10 protein-coding genes and 2 pseudogenes are annotated in these 17,357 nt (G+C 67.5%); 7 read left to right on the plus strand and 5 right to left on the minus strand.

Features of this window, described 5'->3' with window-relative positions; all coding sequences use genetic code 11:
- Positions 1-1,485, minus strand: a pseudogene (gene purH / locus BW737_RS00360) (bifunctional phosphoribosylaminoimidazolecarboxamide formyltransferase/IMP cyclohydrolase); the annotation flags it as partial.
- Positions 1,486-1,609: 124 nt separating this feature from the next.
- Positions 1,610-2,899, minus strand: a complete 1,290-nt coding sequence (locus BW737_RS00365) for a cell division protein PerM (RefSeq protein WP_086615529.1) — start codon at positions 2,897-2,899, stop codon at positions 1,610-1,612.
- A 363-nt stretch (positions 2,900-3,262) separates the two neighbouring features.
- Between BW737_RS00365 and BW737_RS00370 the strand changes: the two are divergent.
- Positions 3,263-5,513 (plus strand): annotated as a pseudogene (locus tag BW737_RS00370) (6-phosphofructokinase).
- Between the two features lie 48 nt (positions 5,514-5,561).
- On the plus strand, positions 5,562-6,659 hold the full coding sequence (locus tag BW737_RS00375; protein WP_086615530.1) for a LacI family DNA-binding transcriptional regulator: 1,098 nt from the start codon (positions 5,562-5,564) through the stop codon (positions 6,657-6,659).
- On the opposite strand, the gene BW737_RS00380 is transcribed toward BW737_RS00375, so the two are convergent.
- Positions 6,641-9,352: a GH92 family glycosyl hydrolase gene (locus BW737_RS00380; protein WP_180271954.1), complete on the minus strand. Its 2,712-nt coding sequence runs from the start codon at positions 9,350-9,352 to the stop codon at positions 6,641-6,643. The genes BW737_RS00375 and BW737_RS00380 overlap by 19 nt on opposite strands.
- A 548-nt stretch (positions 9,353-9,900) precedes the next feature.
- Here BW737_RS00380 and BW737_RS00385 point away from each other — a divergent pair.
- From BW737_RS00385 to BW737_RS19205, 5 genes are all read left to right on the plus strand, one after another.
- Positions 9,901-11,232 (plus strand): ABC transporter substrate-binding protein, encoded by a 1,332-nt coding sequence (locus BW737_RS00385; protein ID WP_086615532.1) that lies wholly within the window; start codon positions 9,901-9,903, stop codon positions 11,230-11,232.
- Positions 11,233-11,300: 68 nt separating this feature from the next.
- Positions 11,301-12,146 carry a carbohydrate ABC transporter permease gene (locus BW737_RS16440; RefSeq protein WP_218961711.1) on the plus strand — a complete coding sequence of 282 codons (846 nt, stop codon included), beginning with the start codon at positions 11,301-11,303 and terminating at the stop codon, positions 12,144-12,146.
- Positions 12,143-13,021, plus strand: coding sequence for a carbohydrate ABC transporter permease (locus BW737_RS00390; protein WP_218961712.1), 879 nt, complete (start codon positions 12,143-12,145; stop codon positions 13,019-13,021). The genes BW737_RS16440 and BW737_RS00390 overlap by 4 nt, the downstream gene beginning before the upstream one ends.
- 69 nt (positions 13,022-13,090) lie before the next feature.
- Positions 13,091-13,918 (plus strand): chloride channel protein, encoded by an 828-nt coding sequence (locus tag BW737_RS19200; RefSeq protein ID WP_338063811.1) that lies wholly within the window; start codon positions 13,091-13,093, stop codon positions 13,916-13,918.
- The gene (locus BW737_RS19205) at positions 13,867-14,382 is read left to right on the plus strand and encodes a chloride channel protein (RefSeq protein ID WP_338063812.1); all 516 of its coding nucleotides are present in this window, start codon (positions 13,867-13,869) and stop codon (positions 14,380-14,382) included. Before BW737_RS19200 ends, BW737_RS19205 begins: the two co-directional genes overlap by 52 nt.
- On the opposite strand, the gene BW737_RS00400 is transcribed toward BW737_RS19205, so the two are convergent.
- On the minus strand, positions 14,379-16,226 hold the full coding sequence (locus tag BW737_RS00400) for an alpha-glucosidase (RefSeq protein WP_086615534.1): 1,848 nt from the start codon (positions 16,224-16,226) through the stop codon (positions 14,379-14,381). The genes BW737_RS19205 and BW737_RS00400 overlap by 4 nt on opposite strands.
- A 185-nt stretch (positions 16,227-16,411) precedes the next feature.
- The gene (locus tag BW737_RS00405; RefSeq protein WP_257210297.1) at positions 16,412-17,353 is read right to left on the minus strand and encodes a carbohydrate ABC transporter permease; all 942 of its coding nucleotides are present in this window, start codon (positions 17,351-17,353) and stop codon (positions 16,412-16,414) included.
- Positions 17,354-17,357 lie beyond the last annotated feature (4 nt).

A 17,357-nucleotide genomic window follows, 5' to 3' on the forward strand; every position in this document is an offset into this window, starting at 1 on the left:
CGCCCTCCGTGCCTGCGGCATCGACGGCGGCGTCCCCGGTGGCGCGGCGCCCAGGGTGTTGGCGCGCTCCACGGCCAGCTTGCAGGAGTCCACTCGGTTGACCTGCCCCATGCCAACCCCGACGGTGGCGCCGTCATGGGCCAGCAGGATGGCGTTGGAACGCACCGCGCGCACGGTGCGCCAGGCGAAGGCGAGGTCGGCCAGGGTGGCTGCGTCCGCGGCCTGGCCGGACACCAGCGTCCAGCCTGTGGGCGCGTCACCGGGCGCGTCGATGGTGTCGCGCTCCTGGATGACGGCACCGCCGGAGATCTGCTTGACTTCCCAGCCGCCACGCGCGGGTGGGGCCACAACCAGGATGCGCAGGTTCTTCTTGGTGGTAAGGATCTCCAGGGCCTCGTCGTCATAGGCGGGAGCGGCGATCACCTCGGTGAAGATGGGCTTGATCTGGCGGGCCATGGCGGCCGTGACGGGGGCATTGGTGGCGATGACGCCGCCGTAGGCCGACACGGGGTCGCAGGCGTGGGCCTTGCGGTGCGCCTCGGCCACGTCGCCGGCAGCGGAGACGGCCACGCCGCAAGGATTGGCGTGCTTGATAATCGCCACGCAGGTGGCCTCGCCGTGGTCGTAGGCGGCACGGACGGCGGCATCGGTGTCGGTGTAGTTGTTGTAGCTCATGGCCTTGCCGGACAGCTGCCGGGCCCCGGCCACCCCCTGCCCGGGCGCGGCCCCGACGGCGGTGTACACGGCGGCCCGCTGATGGGGGTTCTCCCCGTAGCGCAGCGGGCTCAGGCGCGTATAGGCGTCCCCGACATAGGCGGGCAGGGCGGGCGCGGACGCGTCGGCCTCGAGTTGCTGGGCGAACCAGGAGGCGACGGCGGCGTCATAGGCGGCGGTGTGGGCGTAGGCGGCCGCCGCCAGGGCACGGCGCTGAGCGAGGCTGAAGCCGCCGGCAGCCACGGCCTCGGCCACCTCCCCGTAGCGGGCCGGGTCGACCACCACCGCGACTGAGGGGTGGTTCTTCGCGGCGGCGCGCACCATGGCCGGGCCACCGATGTCGATCTGCTCCACGCAGGCATCGAAGTCGGCGCCGGAGGCGACCGTCTGGGTGAAGGGGTACAGGTTGACCACCACCAGGTCGATCGGGGCGACCGCAAGCTGAGCGAGCTGAGCCCGGTGCTCGGACTTGCGGCGGTCCGCGAGGATGCCGGCGTGGATGCGCGGGTGCAGGGTCTTGACTCGCCCGTCCAGGCACTCGGGGAAGCCAGTGACGTCCTCGACGGCGGTCACCGGCAGGCCGGCGTCGGCAATGACGGCGGCGGTGGAGCCGGTGGAGATGATCTCGACGCCGTGGGCGGCCAGGGCGGCTGCCAGCTCCGGCAATCCGGTCTTGTCATACACCGAGATGAGGGCCCGACGGATCGGGATCCGGTCGGCGTCGGAGGGTGCGGCGGGGCTGGTGGACGAGGATGGGGTCTGGGCGGTCACGAATGCTCCTTGTGCCGGTGTCGGCGGGACGCCCAGGCGGGCGACGTCCCGTTTCGGGATACCGGTGTCCGGTCGGCTGCTCCCCGGTGGTGCCCCACCCTCGCCAGTTGCGGCCAGGGCCAGCCTACCGCTTGTCGGAGCGTGCTTTCAGGTGCTCCCGGACACGACCGGCGACGGCACCGGTGGCGGCGGTGGTCGCCTCCACGCCGCGGAAGGTCAGCGCGCGGGTGCGCGGGTGAGGCAGCACGGCCACTAGGCCCACGCCCACCAGCACCATCAGAGCGACAATTGCGGCCACGTAGCCGCTGCGCGGCCCGACCTCGGCCATGCGCCCCGGTCCAATCTGTCCGGAGGCGGCCAGGCACACCAGCAGCACGCCGAGGGCGACAAGCGCCGTGACCGTCGCCGTCGTCGCCGCCGCCTGCCGCAACGGCAGTTCGCGCAGCACCGCTCGGTGCCGCCACGCCACCACACCGGCCGCCACGGCAATCACGAAGGGCAAGCCGCCGCCCCCGGCACCGATCGCGGCGGTAGGCAACCCGCCCAATAGCGGCAGCGCCGGCACGGCCCCAGCGAGCACGCGGGTGGGTGAGAACACCGAGCCGGCGCCCACCACGAATCCGGGGCCGGCCAACCAGGACAGGGCCCACACCATCCAGGTAGGCAACCAGCCCAATTGCAGCGCCACCAGCCCCGCTGTCGCCGCCAGCGAACCACCGGCAAGGGCGTCGTGCAGCCGGGAGACTCGGCCCGCGCCCACGATCAGGCCCAATAGCGCCACCACCGCGGCCAAGCCCACCAGCACCAGTGCCAGTTCACCGGCGATACGCGACGCCAACCCGATCCACCGGGGGCGCAGTTCCCGCCAGGCGCTCAGCGCCGCCCACCCCCGGCCGGAGCGCTGCAGGTAGCCGGCGATGACGATGGCATTCAGGACGGTCACGCCGATCACCGCGGTCCAGGTGCGGGAATCGACGGGGTGGGTGGCGACGGTGATCAGCTGGGCCGTCAGGGCAGCGGCAAGCACCGCGATCGCGCCGGCGGCGGGCCCGCTGATCCGGGCGCGACGCACGCTGGCGCGGGTCAGCCACGCCTGCAGTAGCGTCAGCCCCAGCAGCGGCAGGCTGAGCGTGCCGTAGTCGCCGTCGGGCGTCCCCATGGCGCCGCCGAAGCCGAGGCTCCATATGCCGGTGCCGGTGCGCAGCACGCCGCCCAGGGTCAGGGCCGCAGCGGCATCGCGGGAGGAGTCGACCAGGTAGAGGGTAAGGGTGGGCAGTACCACGGCGCCCCAGCCGAATGCAACCGCCTCCACGCCCGCGCGCACGGCCAGCGGCCAATCGGCGGGCAGAGCGGGACGCCGGGAGTCCCTCGGCGTCGGCGGGGGCTGCCGGTGCAGCCGTTCCCTTAGGTTCATACCCGCTTCTCCATCCTGTTCAGGGGCGTACCTCCCGACGGCGTCGGGCTGGTCGACACCGACACTAACCCGGTCCGGCGGGCGGGCCGCGCTAGGACACGGGCGGGCCCGGCGTGAGCCAGGGGCGAACCAGGTGAACAAGGCGTGAACGAGCCCTGACGCACGTAGGGCATGCGGCGCGTACCACATTAGAATCGGGTCCAGCACCAGGCACCGGACGCCACGGAAGGACCCACCATGGCTAACGACGCGCTCAGCAGTACCTCGGCCGACCCGGCCGACGCCGCTGGTACTAGCCCCGCTTCCTCCACCGCCGAGCCCGTGCGCGTCGGCGTGCTCACCTCCGGCGGCGATGCGCAGGGCATGAACGCGGCCGTGCGCGCCGTCGTGCGGACCGCACTGCGCATGGGCGCCCAGCCGTACGCGGTCATGGAGGGCTGGTCGGGCGCCGTGGCCGGCGGGGATGGCATCCGCAAGCTGGAGTGGGACTCGGTCGGCTCCATCCTGCACCGCGGCGGCACCATCATCGGCACCGCCCGCTCGGCGGAGTTCCGCGAGCGCGCCGGGCAGTTGGCGGCCTGCCGCAACCTGCTGGAGCATGATATCGACCGGCTGGTGGTGATCGGCGGGGACGGTTCCCTGACCGGCACCAACGAGTTCCGTAAGAACTGGCCGTCCCTGGTGGCCGAACTGGTCGAGCGCGGGGACATCACCGAGCAGACGGCGGCCGCACACCCGGTGCTGATGGTCACCGGGCTGGTCGGCTCGATCGATAACGACCTGGTCGGCGCGGACATGACCATCGGCGCCGACTCCGCCCTGCACCGCATCCTGGAGGCGATCGACGACATCTCCTCCACCGCCGCTTCCCATCAGCGCACCTTCATTGTGGAGGTCATGGGTCGGCACTGCGGCTACCTGGCGCTGATGGCGGCCGTGGCCGGGGGCTGTGACTACGTGCTGGTGCCTGAACTGCCACCTGCCGAAGGCTGGGAGGAGGACATGTGCCGCAAGCTGGCCAAGGGTCGGGAGGCCGGGCGCCGCGAGTCCATGGTGATCGTGGCCGAGGGAGCCACCGACCGCGCCGGCAACCCCATCACCGCCGACGACGTCAAACGGGTGCTTGCCGAGCGGCTCGGCGAGGAGGCACGCGTGACCATCCTCGGTCACGTGCAGCGCGGTGGTAAGCCGAGCGCCTACGACCGTTGGATGTCCACCCTGCTGGGCTGCACCGCCGCCCGCGAGGTGGTGCTGGCCACCGCGGAGAGCGAACCGGTGATCATCGCCGAGCGGCAGAACCGCATCAAGCGCCTGCCATGATGGAGCAGATTCACGCCACCCGGGCCGTGAAGGATCTGGTGGCTGCCGGCGACTACCGGGGGGCGGTGGCGGCACGCGGAGCGAGCTTCGAGCAGATGCTGGGGATCTTCGAGACCATGTCCACCCCGCCCGAGCTGGACCCGGCGGCGGAGGGCGCCCTGCAGGGTGCCGGCCGCGACCGGCGGGTGGCGATCGTGCACGCGGGCGGCTGGCGCCGGGTATGAACACGGCCGCACGCGCCGCGGTGCGCCTGGGCTTGGACCACGGCTTCACCATGCTCGGCGTATACGGCGGCTTCCCGGGCCTGCTGGACGGCAATGTGCGCGAGTTGTCCTGGGACGATGTCGAGGGCTGGGTCGGCGACGGCGGCGCCGAGCTGGGCACGCGCAGGGACATCCCCAGCATAGAGCAGCTGTATTCCCTGGGCCGGGCGATTGAGTCCAACCGGATCGATGCCCTACTCATCATCGGCGGTTTCAACGCCTATCTGGCCGCGCACGAGTTGGTCACCGAGCGGGACCGCTACCCCGCCTTCAAAATCCCCATGATCTGCGTGCCCGCGTCCATCGACAATAACCTGCCCGGCTCCGAGCTGTCGATCGGGGCGGACACGGCCTTGAACAGCGCGGTGGGGGCGCTGGACGCGATCAAGCAGTCGGCGGCAGCCTCGCGGCGCTGCTTCGTGGCGGAGGCGATGGGCCGCCGCTGCGGCTACCTGACCCTGATGAGCGGCATTGCCACCGGCGCCGAGCGGGTGTACCTCAACGAGGAGGGGCTGACGTTGAAGAAGCTGGCCCAGGACTCGGCCCGCATGGTGGAGTCCTTCCGCTCGGGCCGCAAGCTCTACCTGGTGATCCGCAACGAGCGGGCCAGTGAGAACTACACCCTGGACGTGCTGGCGAAGATCTTCTCCGAGGAGAGTGAGGGCCTGTACGACGTGCGCCAGGCGCAGATCGGCCACCTGCAGCAGGGCGGCGATCCGACCGCCTTCGACCGCATCATGGCCACCAAGCTGGTGGCGCACGCACTGGACCTGTTGTCCGACCAGCTGGATGCCGGTACCTACCACTCCAGCTATGTGGGGCTCGTGGAGGGGCGGATCACCCACCATCGCCTGGAGCGCATGGACGAGGAGCTGGACCTGAGAGCGCGCCGTCCGCTGAACCAGTGGTGGATGGGGCTGCGCGACGCCATCGGCCTGGTCAACAAGAACCTGGGGGTCATTCCCCCTCAGGAGGTGCCCGACTTCGGCCAGACGGTCGCCCAGGCGGCCTCCGCCAGAGAGCCGGACTGAAGCCACACGGCAGGCCAGGACTATCGCGGATTCGGGCATGATGCGGACATGGTGACAATCGCCGATGTTGCGCGGCACGCTGGTGTCTCGCCGAAGACTGTGTCCAATGTGCTCAACGGATACCGATATCTGCGACCTGAGACTAAGGAACGGGTGGAGAGGGCCATTCGGGAGTTGGGCTATACGGTCAACCTCGCGGCACGCGGCCTACGACGCGGACGCACCGGGATGGTGACGCTGGCAGTTCCCGACCTGCGCGACCCCTATCTGGCCGAGCTCTCCGGGGAGGTTATCCACGCTGCCGAGCGTGAGGGAGGCCGTGTGCTCGTCACGCAGACGGATGGCCAGCGCGAACGTGAGATCGACGTGCTCCACGGTCCTAACCGGCATTTCACCGATGGAACGATTCTCAGTCCTCAGGCCCTCGGACCGGAGGACGTGGAACAGTACGAGGTTGACTTCCCACTGGTGCTGCTGGGCGAACGCGTGGATCCGCCCGGTTTAGACCGGGTGACTCTGCCGAATGTGGCTGCTGCGCGTGCGCTGACCGCCTATGTGCTTGGCCTGGGGTGTCGCAGGGTGGTGCTGTTGGGTTGCGCACCGGGTACCGATCATGGCTCGGCACCACTGCGCGAGCAGGGGTTCCGCGAGGCTCATGCGGAACTGGGGGTTGAGGTCGATGATCGTCTGCTGCTTTCGGAGTCGACCTGGCGCCTGCCTCAGGGCGCTCAGAGAATGAACGCCTTCATCGACTCGGGAACGCCCTTCGACGCCGTCGTGGCGATGAACGACGCCTTGGCCGTCGGTGCGCTGCACAGCTTTCGGGCGCATGACATACCCGTGCCTGACGCCGTGAAAGTAGTGGGTATTGACAACATTGAGGACGCTTCTTTCACCAGTCCCACGCTGACTTCCCTGTCCGTCGACCACCGCGAGTTCGCGCGGGAGGCTATTCGACTGCTACTGACACGGATCGACGAGCACCATCGCGATCCCGATCTGCCGCGCCGTCCCAAGGAACTGATCCAGCCCGCCTTCCGCATTGAGGTACGTCAGTCCACCGGAGGAATTCCGGTAGACGACGGCGTTCTAGGTGGTCCCGAAACAGACTCGAACGGGATCGACGGTCAAATGACTTCAAGTTGAGTGAGCCTGCCGCCGTTCGGGAATAACCATCTGATCGCCTCAATGTGCTGTTCCGCCTCGAACGAGTCGAACAGGGCGATTACTCGCGTCTCTTCCGGCCAGCGGAACACCACCCGACGTTTGATAGCTCGGGACCAGACACCTTCGGCACGCACAGCCACCTCCAGATCGGTGCTGCCGGTTCCGGTCAGAGTAATGACTCGGACTGGTTCGGCACTGTTCAGTTCCATCTCCATCTGCGCGCCGGGAGGCAACACGACCTCGGTGTCCGCGGTGTCGTCAAGGAGGGCGGCGATCCCCCGTTGCGTCGAGCGCAAGCTCCCGGAACGGGTTTTGTCCTGCTGGTATTCGCAGGCGGACGCAGGCGCGAATTGTGCCCCCATTCCCCAGCCGTGTGGTCTGGAATCAACCCGTACCCGGATATGCGTGTCGGCATGCAGGACAGAGGCAGCTACCACCGGGACAGTCAGCGCACGCCCATTGACCTCGACATCGGCGATGTACTTGCCACTCCCCTGCCGAGTGATGGACAGGACGGTCCCGTCACGGCGAGTCCAACGCATTGAGGGCAGTTGCGGCGTAGTAACCACGAATTCGCCCGAGCCCACGTCGAGCGGATACAGACCCATGGCCACAAAGAGCCACCAGGCGCTGAACTCGCCGTTGTCCTCGTCGCCCGGCCAGCCCTGTCCGATACGACCGCCGGTGAACAGATGGGCGAAGGCGTCGGCCAAGACCTCAGCAGATCGGTCCGGCCGATCGGAATGCAGATACATGAACGGCACATGGTGGGCGGGCTGATTCGAGACGGCGAACTGTCCCATGCCGATTGCCCGGGCCTCGGTCATCTCGTGGAGGATATGCATAAGTGCCACGTTGGGAGGAGGCCGCCTTCTCCGGGTCCTGGTAGTAGCGTCGAGCCTCTTCCCCAATGCAGCCGGTCCCCCCAGGGCATTTACCAGCCAGTCGGCATCATGAACCGGAGAGAACGCCATTCCCCAACCGTTCGTCTCGGTGTATCCCCCGCCCCATTCTCGCGGATTGAACTGTGCCAGGGGGACCTCCCACATGCCATCAGCGCGACGCTCCCGGACGAAACCGGACCGGGGGTCGAAGAGGCTGCGCCAGCGCAGTGAACGGTTGGCGAAGTAGTATGACTCCGCTAGCAAGTCCGAACGTTCTTCTCCATCGGCGCGGTGGGCGCGGCGCCGCGCCCACCGCGCGATGGCAGCGTCATCAAGCGCATTCTGGACTGTCCAGCTCAGGCCTTCCGGCACGGCGGAGTCGATATAGTCCCGGAATCGTGCCGCACGGTTGCTCCTGCGCCCCACTTGCGTGCTGGATGGCGGAGTCATGGCGTTGCGCAAGGCGGACAGGTAGGCCGTTTCCTGGTCGAAGTCGACGCCGTGCGCGGAGGCGTCCGAGAAGATCACATCGGAGTCTGTGCCCACCATGCAATCGATGAACCCGGGGGCCGTCCATCTGCCCATCCAACCGCCGTCACGGAACAGCTGCAGCAGCCCGTTCAGCAGTTCCCCGGCACGTTCCGGCATGAGCAGATGGTACGCGGGCCAACTGGTCCGGTACGTGTCCCAGTATCCGTTGTTGACATACAGTTCGCCGGGCAACACGCGACATCCGGTGACGGTGTCGGTGTGCTCACGGTCGAGCGGCAGAGCGACGGCCGCGTGCGCAAGGCGTGGGGCCTGCGCGCTTCCGACGTTCTCATGGGCGATATTGGGATAGCACAGGAGTCGATATAGACCGGTGTAGGCAGCCTCACGCTGTTCTTCCGTGGCGCCGTCCAGTTCCAGCGCCTCGAGCGGTCCCCTCCACGCATCGTGCGCCGCTTGCCGTAGCTCCTCGAAAGTGCGTCCCTCCGACTCCAGACCGAGGTTGTGCCAGGCCTGTTCCACGGAGATGAATGAGGTGGCCAGACGCACCTCGTGCGTGCCCGCGGAAAGGGTGACATGCGCGGCTTGGCTGCGCACACGTCCGTCATCCTCATAGGCGGGATCGACGCGGATGCCGTCATCAATCTCACCGACAAAGAACATGCGCGGCGGGCTGGGATGGGAAGGGCGCGCTACGTTTCCGGGGGCCCAGCCGTGCAGCGACACCCCGGTATCGGTCACCCGGGCGTGCAGGCGCCCGTCAAAAGCTTGATCGACGGTGATGCCGCCGGCACGTGGCAGGTGGATCCGCAGAGCGATCGTGCGAGTCGTCGCGGTCATCTCCAACTCGACGCCACCATCTAGGCTCACCCGGTAATAGTCCGGGCGAGCGATCTCGTCATCATGGCGAAAGCTCAGTGACCGGCGCCGCGGTTCCAGGATGGGGGCGTCGAGGTAGGGCATGATCTGCATCGATCCGCGGTCACCGATCCAGGGGCTCGGCTGATGGCTCAGTGCGACGGCCTCCAGACGAGGGTTGGGGTCTCCGTGCCATCGATAGAGCCAGCGGCGGGTGCGGGCATTAGTCACCGGCGTAGCGAAATTCATGCCGTGTGGCAGACAGACCGCCGGTAACGTGTTACCGCGAGAAAAACCGCGGCCGCTGTGTGTCCCGCGGGTGGTGTGTACGTACTCGACCACGTCCCCGACGTCCCGCGTGCTCTCCGTAATATTCCCCGCCACCACGCGCACCTGAATCCAGCCGGATCCGTGATCGGTGTGAGCAACAAGCCTGACCATGCGGAGCGGAGTACCGGTCGGCAGCGCATCGAGTGGTATCCGCCAGAGATTCCACTGCTCGGGGAGCAACGCAGTGGCGGCCAGATGGGGCGGGCGTCTCGGCGGTGAGGCAGTTAGGTCGCGCCCGCCGTCGTCATGCAGGCGCCAAAGCCCGCCCCGCCCGTCGTCCACCCCTACACCCAGCAGAGTTGAGGCACGGTCGGGCACGCCGTCCCGCTGCAACAACAACTGGGGGAACAAGGCGATTTCGAGAATCTCCCCCGCTGCAGCGGGACGGTCGGGAAGACCGATGTCAGCCCGGCCAGGGGCAAGGACCGTATACGTCCTGACCTCTCCTTCGAACAGGCCGCAGAGCGGTGTCGAGCTCGGCGGTGTCCCCGGACCGCGCGACGCTGCGAAACGTATGGCTTGGGGCGTTGTCGAAGTCGTCATTGCTCAGTCTCTTTCCATCCGAAGGCCTGGCAGGTACACTCATAGTACATCGTGGTACTACCACGATGTACTAGGTGCACTGATGCACCGTCGTCTGAGCTGCAAAGGAGCCTTCAATGTCGACACACTTCTTCCGCCCCTCACGTCGCGCTGTGCTTGCCTACAGCGGCGTCTTCACCGCGTCCAGCCTGCTGGCAGCCTGTGGCTCATCAGGTTCGGGATCCTCGAGTAGTTCGGACGCCAACAGCATCGAGATGTGGGCGCGCGGCGGCGCCACCACCGCCGACGCCTATGCGGAAATCGTCCCCACGCTCGAGCAGGCCACCGGCATCACAGTCAACTTCTCCACGGTCGACAACTTCGGACAGGAGCTGCAGAGCCGGGCTCAGTCCAAGAACCTGCCGGACTTGTGGATCAACGACGACGTACTGTTGGGCACCTACCAGCGCCAGGGCCTCCTGCGCGAGATTGTCCTCGATGACTATGCCGAAGCATCCGACATCGATGACGCCCGGTGGGCGGAGACGCAGATCGATGGCGGCGCTTACGCCGTGCCCTACTCCCGGCAGACAATGGTCAACTGCTTCCGCTCTGACTGGCTGGAGACGCTGGGGCTTTCGGTACCGACCACTTGGGAGGAGTATGTCGCCTTCCTGGACGCCGTCGTCTCACAGGACCCCGACGGCGACGGGTCGGCGAATACCTACGGCACCAACGTGGCCGGAACCGCCAAGAACGGGTACCTCGCTCGCTGGGCCATGAGTTACATATGGCAGAGCGGCGGTTCGTTGTGGACGGACAACGGCGACGGCACTTTCTCGGTGGACACGACCTCAAAGGAGACGGTATCCGCAGTGCAGTGGATCCAGGACCTGTTCGCCGTCGGCGGGCGCGTTCAGCCCGGAGCGCTCACTGCGGACACCTCCGTATCCACTCCCTTCTTCGCAGAAGGGAAGGTGGGGCACACGCTGACCGGTCCGTATCAGTTCTCCGCCATGGACGAGGCACCCGGAAAGGATCTTTACGTGGTCGCTCCGGCCCCCGCAGGACCGCATGACAGCACGGTTCTTGCCGAAGGCGAGAACATCTACGTTTCAGCCGGCACCGAGAAGCTGGAGGCCGTCAACAAGGTCATCTCCTGGTTCATATCAGAAGAGGGACAGACAACCTGCATGACCAACAGCAAGCAGCCGGTCGTGAGGGTTCCGGTTCGTTCCGACATGGACGCGGCCACGATCTACGACGACGAGCGCTGGGGCGTTGTCCAGAACAGCCTCGCCGATTCCTCACAGGTGTTTCCCGCCGTCGCGGACGCATCGGCCATCAAGCAGGTCATCGCCGAGTCCCTAAACACCATCGTTTCCAGCCCGGAGCAGGACCCGACGGCCGAGCTCGAGAATCTCAAGGCCGAGCTGGAAGGTGTCTTTGACGAGTTGGGGCTACTGTGACCAGTTCCCGTAACGCTCTGCCGAGCGCACGCAAGCGGTTGCCCATTCCGAAGGCAACCACCGTCACTATGTGGCTGTTACTGACGCCGGCGTTGCTGCTGGCCGTGATGTTCAAGTTCATCCCGCTCGCAGAGGGGATCTACTACAGCTTCCACAAGGTGACCCCGTATCTCGGTAACACCTGGGTGGGACTGGACAACTATGCCAAGGTGCTCACTTCCTCCGGATTCACCTCCGCCCTGGGCCACACCGTCATTCTCGCCTGCGTGCAGACCGCAGGGAGTGTCGTCGGCGGTCTGTTGCTGGCCCTAGCTCTAGAGGGATCGGGAATCGGCCTGTGGCTCACCCGCACCGTCGTGGTCCTGCCCGTGGTCACTGCAACAGCAGTTATTGGTGAGATCTGGCGCATCATCTACTTCCCGGACGCAGGCGGCTTTCTCAACACCATTCTCGGTTGGTTCCACCTCGGGCCGTCTCCCTTTCTGGACAGCCCGAGCACGGCGCTGATGTCGGTGGCCGCGGTGGGGATCTGGTCGGGAGCCCCCTACAACATGGTGATATTCCTGGCCGGGTTGGCGGGCATAGACAGGAACCTTTACGAGGCCGCAGCAGTCGACGGTGCCGGACGGTGGCGGCGCCTATGGAGCATCGTGATCCCCAGTCTGCGCAGCTCCATGGTCATTGTTCTCACACTCGCTGCGATTCGCGCACTGGGCATCTTCACCGAGGTCTACGTGCTGACGGGTGGTGGTCCCGCGAACTCGACGACTACCTGGATGACGCAGGTATACACACAGGGATTCGATCGCAGCGACGTCGGCGTTGCCAGCGCCGCTTCCATGTTGCTGCTTGCTACAACGCTGACGCTCACCATCATCGTCCGCTGGTTGGCCGCGCGCAGGAGGGAATCGTGAAAGGCAAGGGCAGGCCCGCGCCAAGTCGCTTCGACTCAGCACTAGGATGGACCGGGGAGCCGAGCTCCAGGCTGATCAGGCTGGTGATCGCTGCACTGTTGCTGGCGGTCTTCGGCGTCCCATTCCTCACGGTCATATCCAGCGCCTTCAGTCACACCTCCGACCCGACCCAGCTCGCTGTGCTGCCGACAGACCCGACGCTGGACAACTTCCGCGCAGCAGGCGAGTGGAGCCTGTTCACCTACCTGCGCAACTCCTTGATCATCGCCGGGGGCGGGCTGCTGTTGCAGATGACGGCGTCGGTGCTAGCGGGTTACGCGCTCTCTCGGCGCAAGTTCCGTGGGCAGGCATTGGTGATGCTGCTGTTCCTGATGACCATGATGCTGCCTGAAGAAGTGATCGCGGTCCCGCTGTCCATTGTGCTGGGCGATCTCCCGCTCCTGGGAATCAACCTCAAGGGCACCGTCTTCGCGATCATCCTGCCCGTAGGCATCTGGGGATTCTCCATCATGGTCATGACCGAGTTCATGCGGGATATCCCCGAGGAGATCTTGGAGGCGGCGAGGCTGGACGGGCTCAGCGAGATCGGCGTACTTGGCAGGATCGTCCTTCCGATGTGCAAGCCAGCGCTAGGCGTCATCACGATCTTCGGCTTCATCATGATCTGGAACCAGTATCTGCTGCCGTTGATCGCCTCCAATGGACCCGGCTCCTACACCATCACCGTAGCCATCGCACTACTGCGGGATGACCCTTCGGGTTCCACAGGACTACTCGCAGCGGGCTCAGTATTAGCACTGGTGCCGAGCCTGATCGTTTACCTGCTCCTACAGAGCTCTTTGGTACGAGGGATCACCGCAGGGGCAGGAAAGTAGGCGACGATCAACGAAGCAGCCGTCGATTCGCCGCACCGGGGTAGCTGAGTATGCCGGTAGGGTCGCGGGGTGACCACTGCCCCTGCCGCAACTCCGCCCGGCTCCCCCGCCCGCGCCGGCGTGCGTCTCCTGGCGGCCGCCCTCGTCTCCGGCGTGGCCGCGGGGCTAATCGGCATCGCCATGGCCCTCCTACTGGAGGGCTTCGAATGGCTCTTCTACGGCGTTGGCGCGGGGACGCTGCCGCAGCGGGTGCAGACGGCCGCCACCTGGAGGCGGATCGCTGCGCCGGCCGCCGGTGGGCTGACGGCCGGCGCCCTGTGGTGGTGGGAACGAACCACCGGCGGCGTGGTGAGCGTGGAGGCGGCGGTCGGCGACGTCTCCGGCCGGGCGGGGCGGCGCATGGGTATGCTGCGTCCCTTCGCCGACGGCGTGCTGCAGGTACTCACAGTAGGTGCCGGCAACTCGGTGGGACGTGAGGGCGCACCCCGGCTCATGGCCGGTGCGGTCGCCGCCCGAGCCGCCTCACGTCTCGAACTGGACCCGAAGACGACGCGAACGCTGGTGGCCGCGGCCGCGGGTGCGGGGCTGGCGGCCATGTACAACGCGCCTCTGGGCGGGGCCGCCTTCGCCGTCGAGATCACGATGCTGGCGGGCATGCGCCGCCGGGGCGTGTGGCTGGCCCTACCGGTGAGTCTGCTGGCCACGGTAGTCTCCTGGCTGCACTCGGGCGGGCGACCTACCTTCACGGTGAGCATCGACGAACCCAATGCCGCCACGCTGGTAGCCGCCCTGCCGGTGGCGGTCGTCGCGGCACTGCTGGGCGTGGGCGCCCGCGCGCTATGGGCATGGGTGCGGGCCCACCGGTTGCCGGACACCTGGCACTGCCCCTCGGCATAGGAGCTGCCGGGCTGCTCACCGGGACCGCCTCCCTGTGGCTGCCGGTGCTGCCGGGCAACGGCCGTGACGCCCTGGAGGCGGCGCTGCTCTCCCCCGCTACCACAACCGCCCTGGCGGTCCTGGTCAGCGTCGTCGTGCTCAAGCCGCTGCTGACCGGACTGACCCTGGGCGCGGGCGCCACCGGCGGGTTGCTGGCGCCCTCCTTCGCCCTGGGCGGCAGCGCGGGGGCGGCGATCGGCGTCGCCGCGAACCTGGCCGGCTGGCAGGTGAGCATCCCAGCGCTGGCGCTGGTCGGAGCCGGGGCCGTGCTGTCGATCACGCAGCGGGCCCCGGTGTTCGGCACCGTGTTCGTGTGGGAACTGGCCCGCGGTCCGCTGTGGGTGCTGGCGCTTATGGCGGTGGTCTCCGGGATCTGCAGGTGGTTGACGTCGCGGCCCGACCACCCGCGCAAACCGGCCCCCTAAAACCATCGGCGCAGAATGACCGAGTCCCAGCCGGCCAGGTCGGGCACGCCGGTTTCCAGGGCCGCGTCGGTCGGCCGGGAGGCCATGAGCACGCGCTCGGCGGCATCCCACTCCCCCAGGTCAACTCCCTCGGCGGCCAGCCGCCCGCGCAGCGCGGAGCCGGGCCCGGTCTCCAGCCCCTTGCGCGTACACGAGGCGAGCAGCAGCACCTGCTCGCGCGTACCGTCGGCATCCACGTACTCGCGCAACAGCGTCCAGGAATCGGGTGCGTCGGCGTCCAGGAGGCGGAAGGTGCCCAGGGCGACGGCGTCGTCGCTGTGCCGCAGGGCAATCAGCGCCCGGTAGTGCTCGAAGACGCTGCCGGGCACGCCCACCTGGGCGGCGGCGTTGATCTCCCCGTAGTTGGGGGTGACGTCGATCCACGGGGTGCCGCTGGTGAAGCCGGCGCCCGCGGTCGCGTCCCACTGCACCGGAGTGCGGGCGTTGTCGCGGGAGTTGACGGCCATGCCGGCCAGCAGCGCGTCCGGGTCGTCGCCGACGCCGGTGCGCTCGCGGAAGTAGTTGATGGACTCCAGGTCCCGGTAGGAGTCGATGCCGGTGAAGACGGTGTTGGTCTGGCCGAGCTCCTCCCCCTGGTAGACGTAGGGCGTGCCCCGGTGCAGGTGGAGGATGGAGGCGATGGTCTTGGCACTGATCTCCCGCCAGGCGGGATCGTCGTCGCCGAAGCGGGAGACGGCGCGCGGCTGGTCGTGGTTGTCCCAGTAGTTGGAGTTCCAGCCCCGCTCACCGGTGATGCGGCCGGCGGCGTCGACCTCGGGGGCGAGGGCGGCCTGCCAGTCGGCCAGGTTGCGCTTGAGGGCGACGCGGTCCAGCGGCCGGGGATCGAACTTGCCGCCGGGGCCGTCGGTCAGGCCCACATGCTCGAACTGGAAGACCATGTCCACCTCACCGCGGGCGGGGTCGGTGTAGCGCGTCGCCTCGGCGGTGGTGACGCCGGGAGTCTCGCCAACAGTGATGATGTGGCGCCTCCGCGGCACGAAAACCGTCTGGTTCATCTCGTGCAGGAACTCGTGCACCCGCGGCCCATTGGCGACCTGCGCGGCGCCGTCGCCGTACAGGGCGCCCTCCGGTCGGTGACCGTCGGCCAGGGGGTAGGTCTTGGAGATCAGGTTGATGACGTCCATGCGGAAGCCGTCCACTCCGCGGTCGAGCCAGCGGCCCATCATGTCGTAGACGGCGTGGCGCACCTGCGGGTTCTCCCAGTTCAGGTCCGGCTGCTTGACGGAGAACAGGTGCAGGTAGAACTCCTGCGTGTCCTCATCCCACTGCCAGGCGGGCCCCGAGAAGAAGGAGCCCCAGTTGGTGGGCTCGGTGCCGGGCGCGCCCGGTTTCAGGCCGGGGACCGCGCGGGCGGGCCGCCAGATGTACCAGTCCCGCTTTGGGTTGCCCTTCGAGCCGCGGGAGGCGGTGAACCAGGGGTGCTCGTCGGAGGTGTGGTTGACCACCAGGTCCATGACCAGGCGCATGCCGCGCGCGTGCAGCCCGGCGATGAGGTCGTCGAGGTCCGCCAGCGAACCGAATAGCGGATCGATGTCCTCGTAGTCGGAGATGTCGTAGCCGTTGTCGTCCTGCGGGGAGCGGTAGACGGGGCTGAGCCAGACGACGTCGACGCCGAGGCGATCCAGGTGGTCCAGGCGGGCGGTGATGCCGGGGATATCGCCGTAGCCGTCGGCGTTGGTGTCCTGGAAGGAGCGCGGGTAGATCTGGTAGACGACGGCGCGCCGCCACCAGTCGGCGTCGTCTCCAACGTGGCGGGGGCTGACGATCAGCGGCGGGTAGCTCATGGCAGTGGCCTTCCGGGCGGGGATGTATAGCGGCAGCTCCCGCCCGGGGGCGCGGGACTACGACGTTCCGCGCCCCCGGGGAGGAGCCGTTGCAACCGGTCTCGGCACGTCATCGGTGCCGGTCTGGGTGTGTTACTAGTGCCGGTCTCGGCCGGCGGTGTTGGGAAGAGCCTATGCCCTCTCCCCTACTTCTGGCTGCCGCGCATGACGCCGGAGATGACCCAGCGCTGGGCGACCACGTAAACCAGGAACATGGGGGCGATCGCCATCAGATAGGAGGCGAAGGACACCGGGTAGTTCGTGTTGAACTGTCCCTGGAAGACGTACTGGGCCAGCGGCAGGGTCGCCTTGGACTGGTCGGTGAGGATGACCAGCGGGAGCAGGAAGTCGTTCCACGCCCACAGGCAGGTCAGGATCCCGACGGTGGCGTTCATGGGCGACAGCAGCGGGAAGATGATCCGCCAGAAGATCGTCCAGCGGCTGGCGCCGTCCATGGCTGCCGCCTCCTCTAGCTCCTCCGGGATGGATTTGATGAAGGAGGTGTACATCAGGATGTTGAAGGCCAGGCCGTAGACCACGTACAGCAGGATCAATCCCGCCTCATTGTCCAGGTGCAGCAGTGCGGTCTCCTTGACCACCGGCAGCATGATGATCGGGAACGGCACGAACAGCGCCGCCACGAAGTAGTAGTACAGGCGCCGGAACCAGGGGCGGTGCATGTTGCGGCCGAGTGCATAGGCGACCATGGAGTTGGACAGCAGGGTGAACACGGTCGCACCGACCGTGATGATCGCGGAGGTCAGCACCCGCCGCGGGTAGGAGGTCATCTCCCAGGCCGTGGCGAAGTTGTCCAGGCTCCAGGAGCGCGGCAGTGCCCAGCCGGAGGTGGCGAGCTCCTCGGGGGTCTTGAACGCGGTGACCACGGTGAAGTACAGCGGCACCAGCACGGTCAGGCTGAGCACGATTGCCAGCAGGGTGGTCCACCAGTTGGTGCGGCCGAATATGCTCTTGGAGCCACGGCGGACCCGGTATACCTCGGGATCGGCTGTACCGATACGGCTCGAACCGGCTGCCGGGTTACTAACCCCGCCGGTGGGGTTGGAAGCGTTGGCGGTGGTGGCGGTCATGGCG

Source organism: Actinomyces ruminis, assembly GCF_002154335.2.
Taxonomy (GTDB): Bacteria; Actinomycetota; Actinomycetes; order Actinomycetales; family Actinomycetaceae; genus Actinomyces; species Actinomyces ruminis.

Coding starts and splice junctions, on each gene's coding strand:
- BW737_RS00380 (WP_180271954.1), bottom strand. CDS start 9,352: ATGGTCAGGCTTGTTGCTCACACCGATCACGGATCCGGCTGGATTCAG.
- BW737_RS00405 (WP_257210297.1), bottom strand. CDS start 17,353: ATGACCGCCACCACCGCCAACGCTTCCAACCCCACCGGCGGGGTTAGT.
- BW737_RS00385 (WP_086615532.1), top strand. CDS start 9,901: ATGTCGACACACTTCTTCCGCCCCTCACGTCGCGCTGTGCTTGCCTAC.
- BW737_RS00400 (WP_086615534.1), bottom strand. CDS start 16,226: ATGAGCTACCCGCCGCTGATCGTCAGCCCCCGCCACGTTGGAGACGAC.
- BW737_RS19205 (WP_338063812.1), top strand. CDS start 13,867: ATGGGTGCGGGCCCACCGGTTGCCGGACACCTGGCACTGCCCCTCGGC.
- BW737_RS00365 (WP_086615529.1), bottom strand. CDS start 2,899: ATGAACCTAAGGGAACGGCTGCACCGGCAGCCCCCGCCGACGCCGAGG.
- BW737_RS00375 (WP_086615530.1), top strand. CDS start 5,562: ATGGTGACAATCGCCGATGTTGCGCGGCACGCTGGTGTCTCGCCGAAG.
- BW737_RS16440 (WP_218961711.1), top strand. CDS start 11,301: ATGTGGCTGTTACTGACGCCGGCGTTGCTGCTGGCCGTGATGTTCAAG.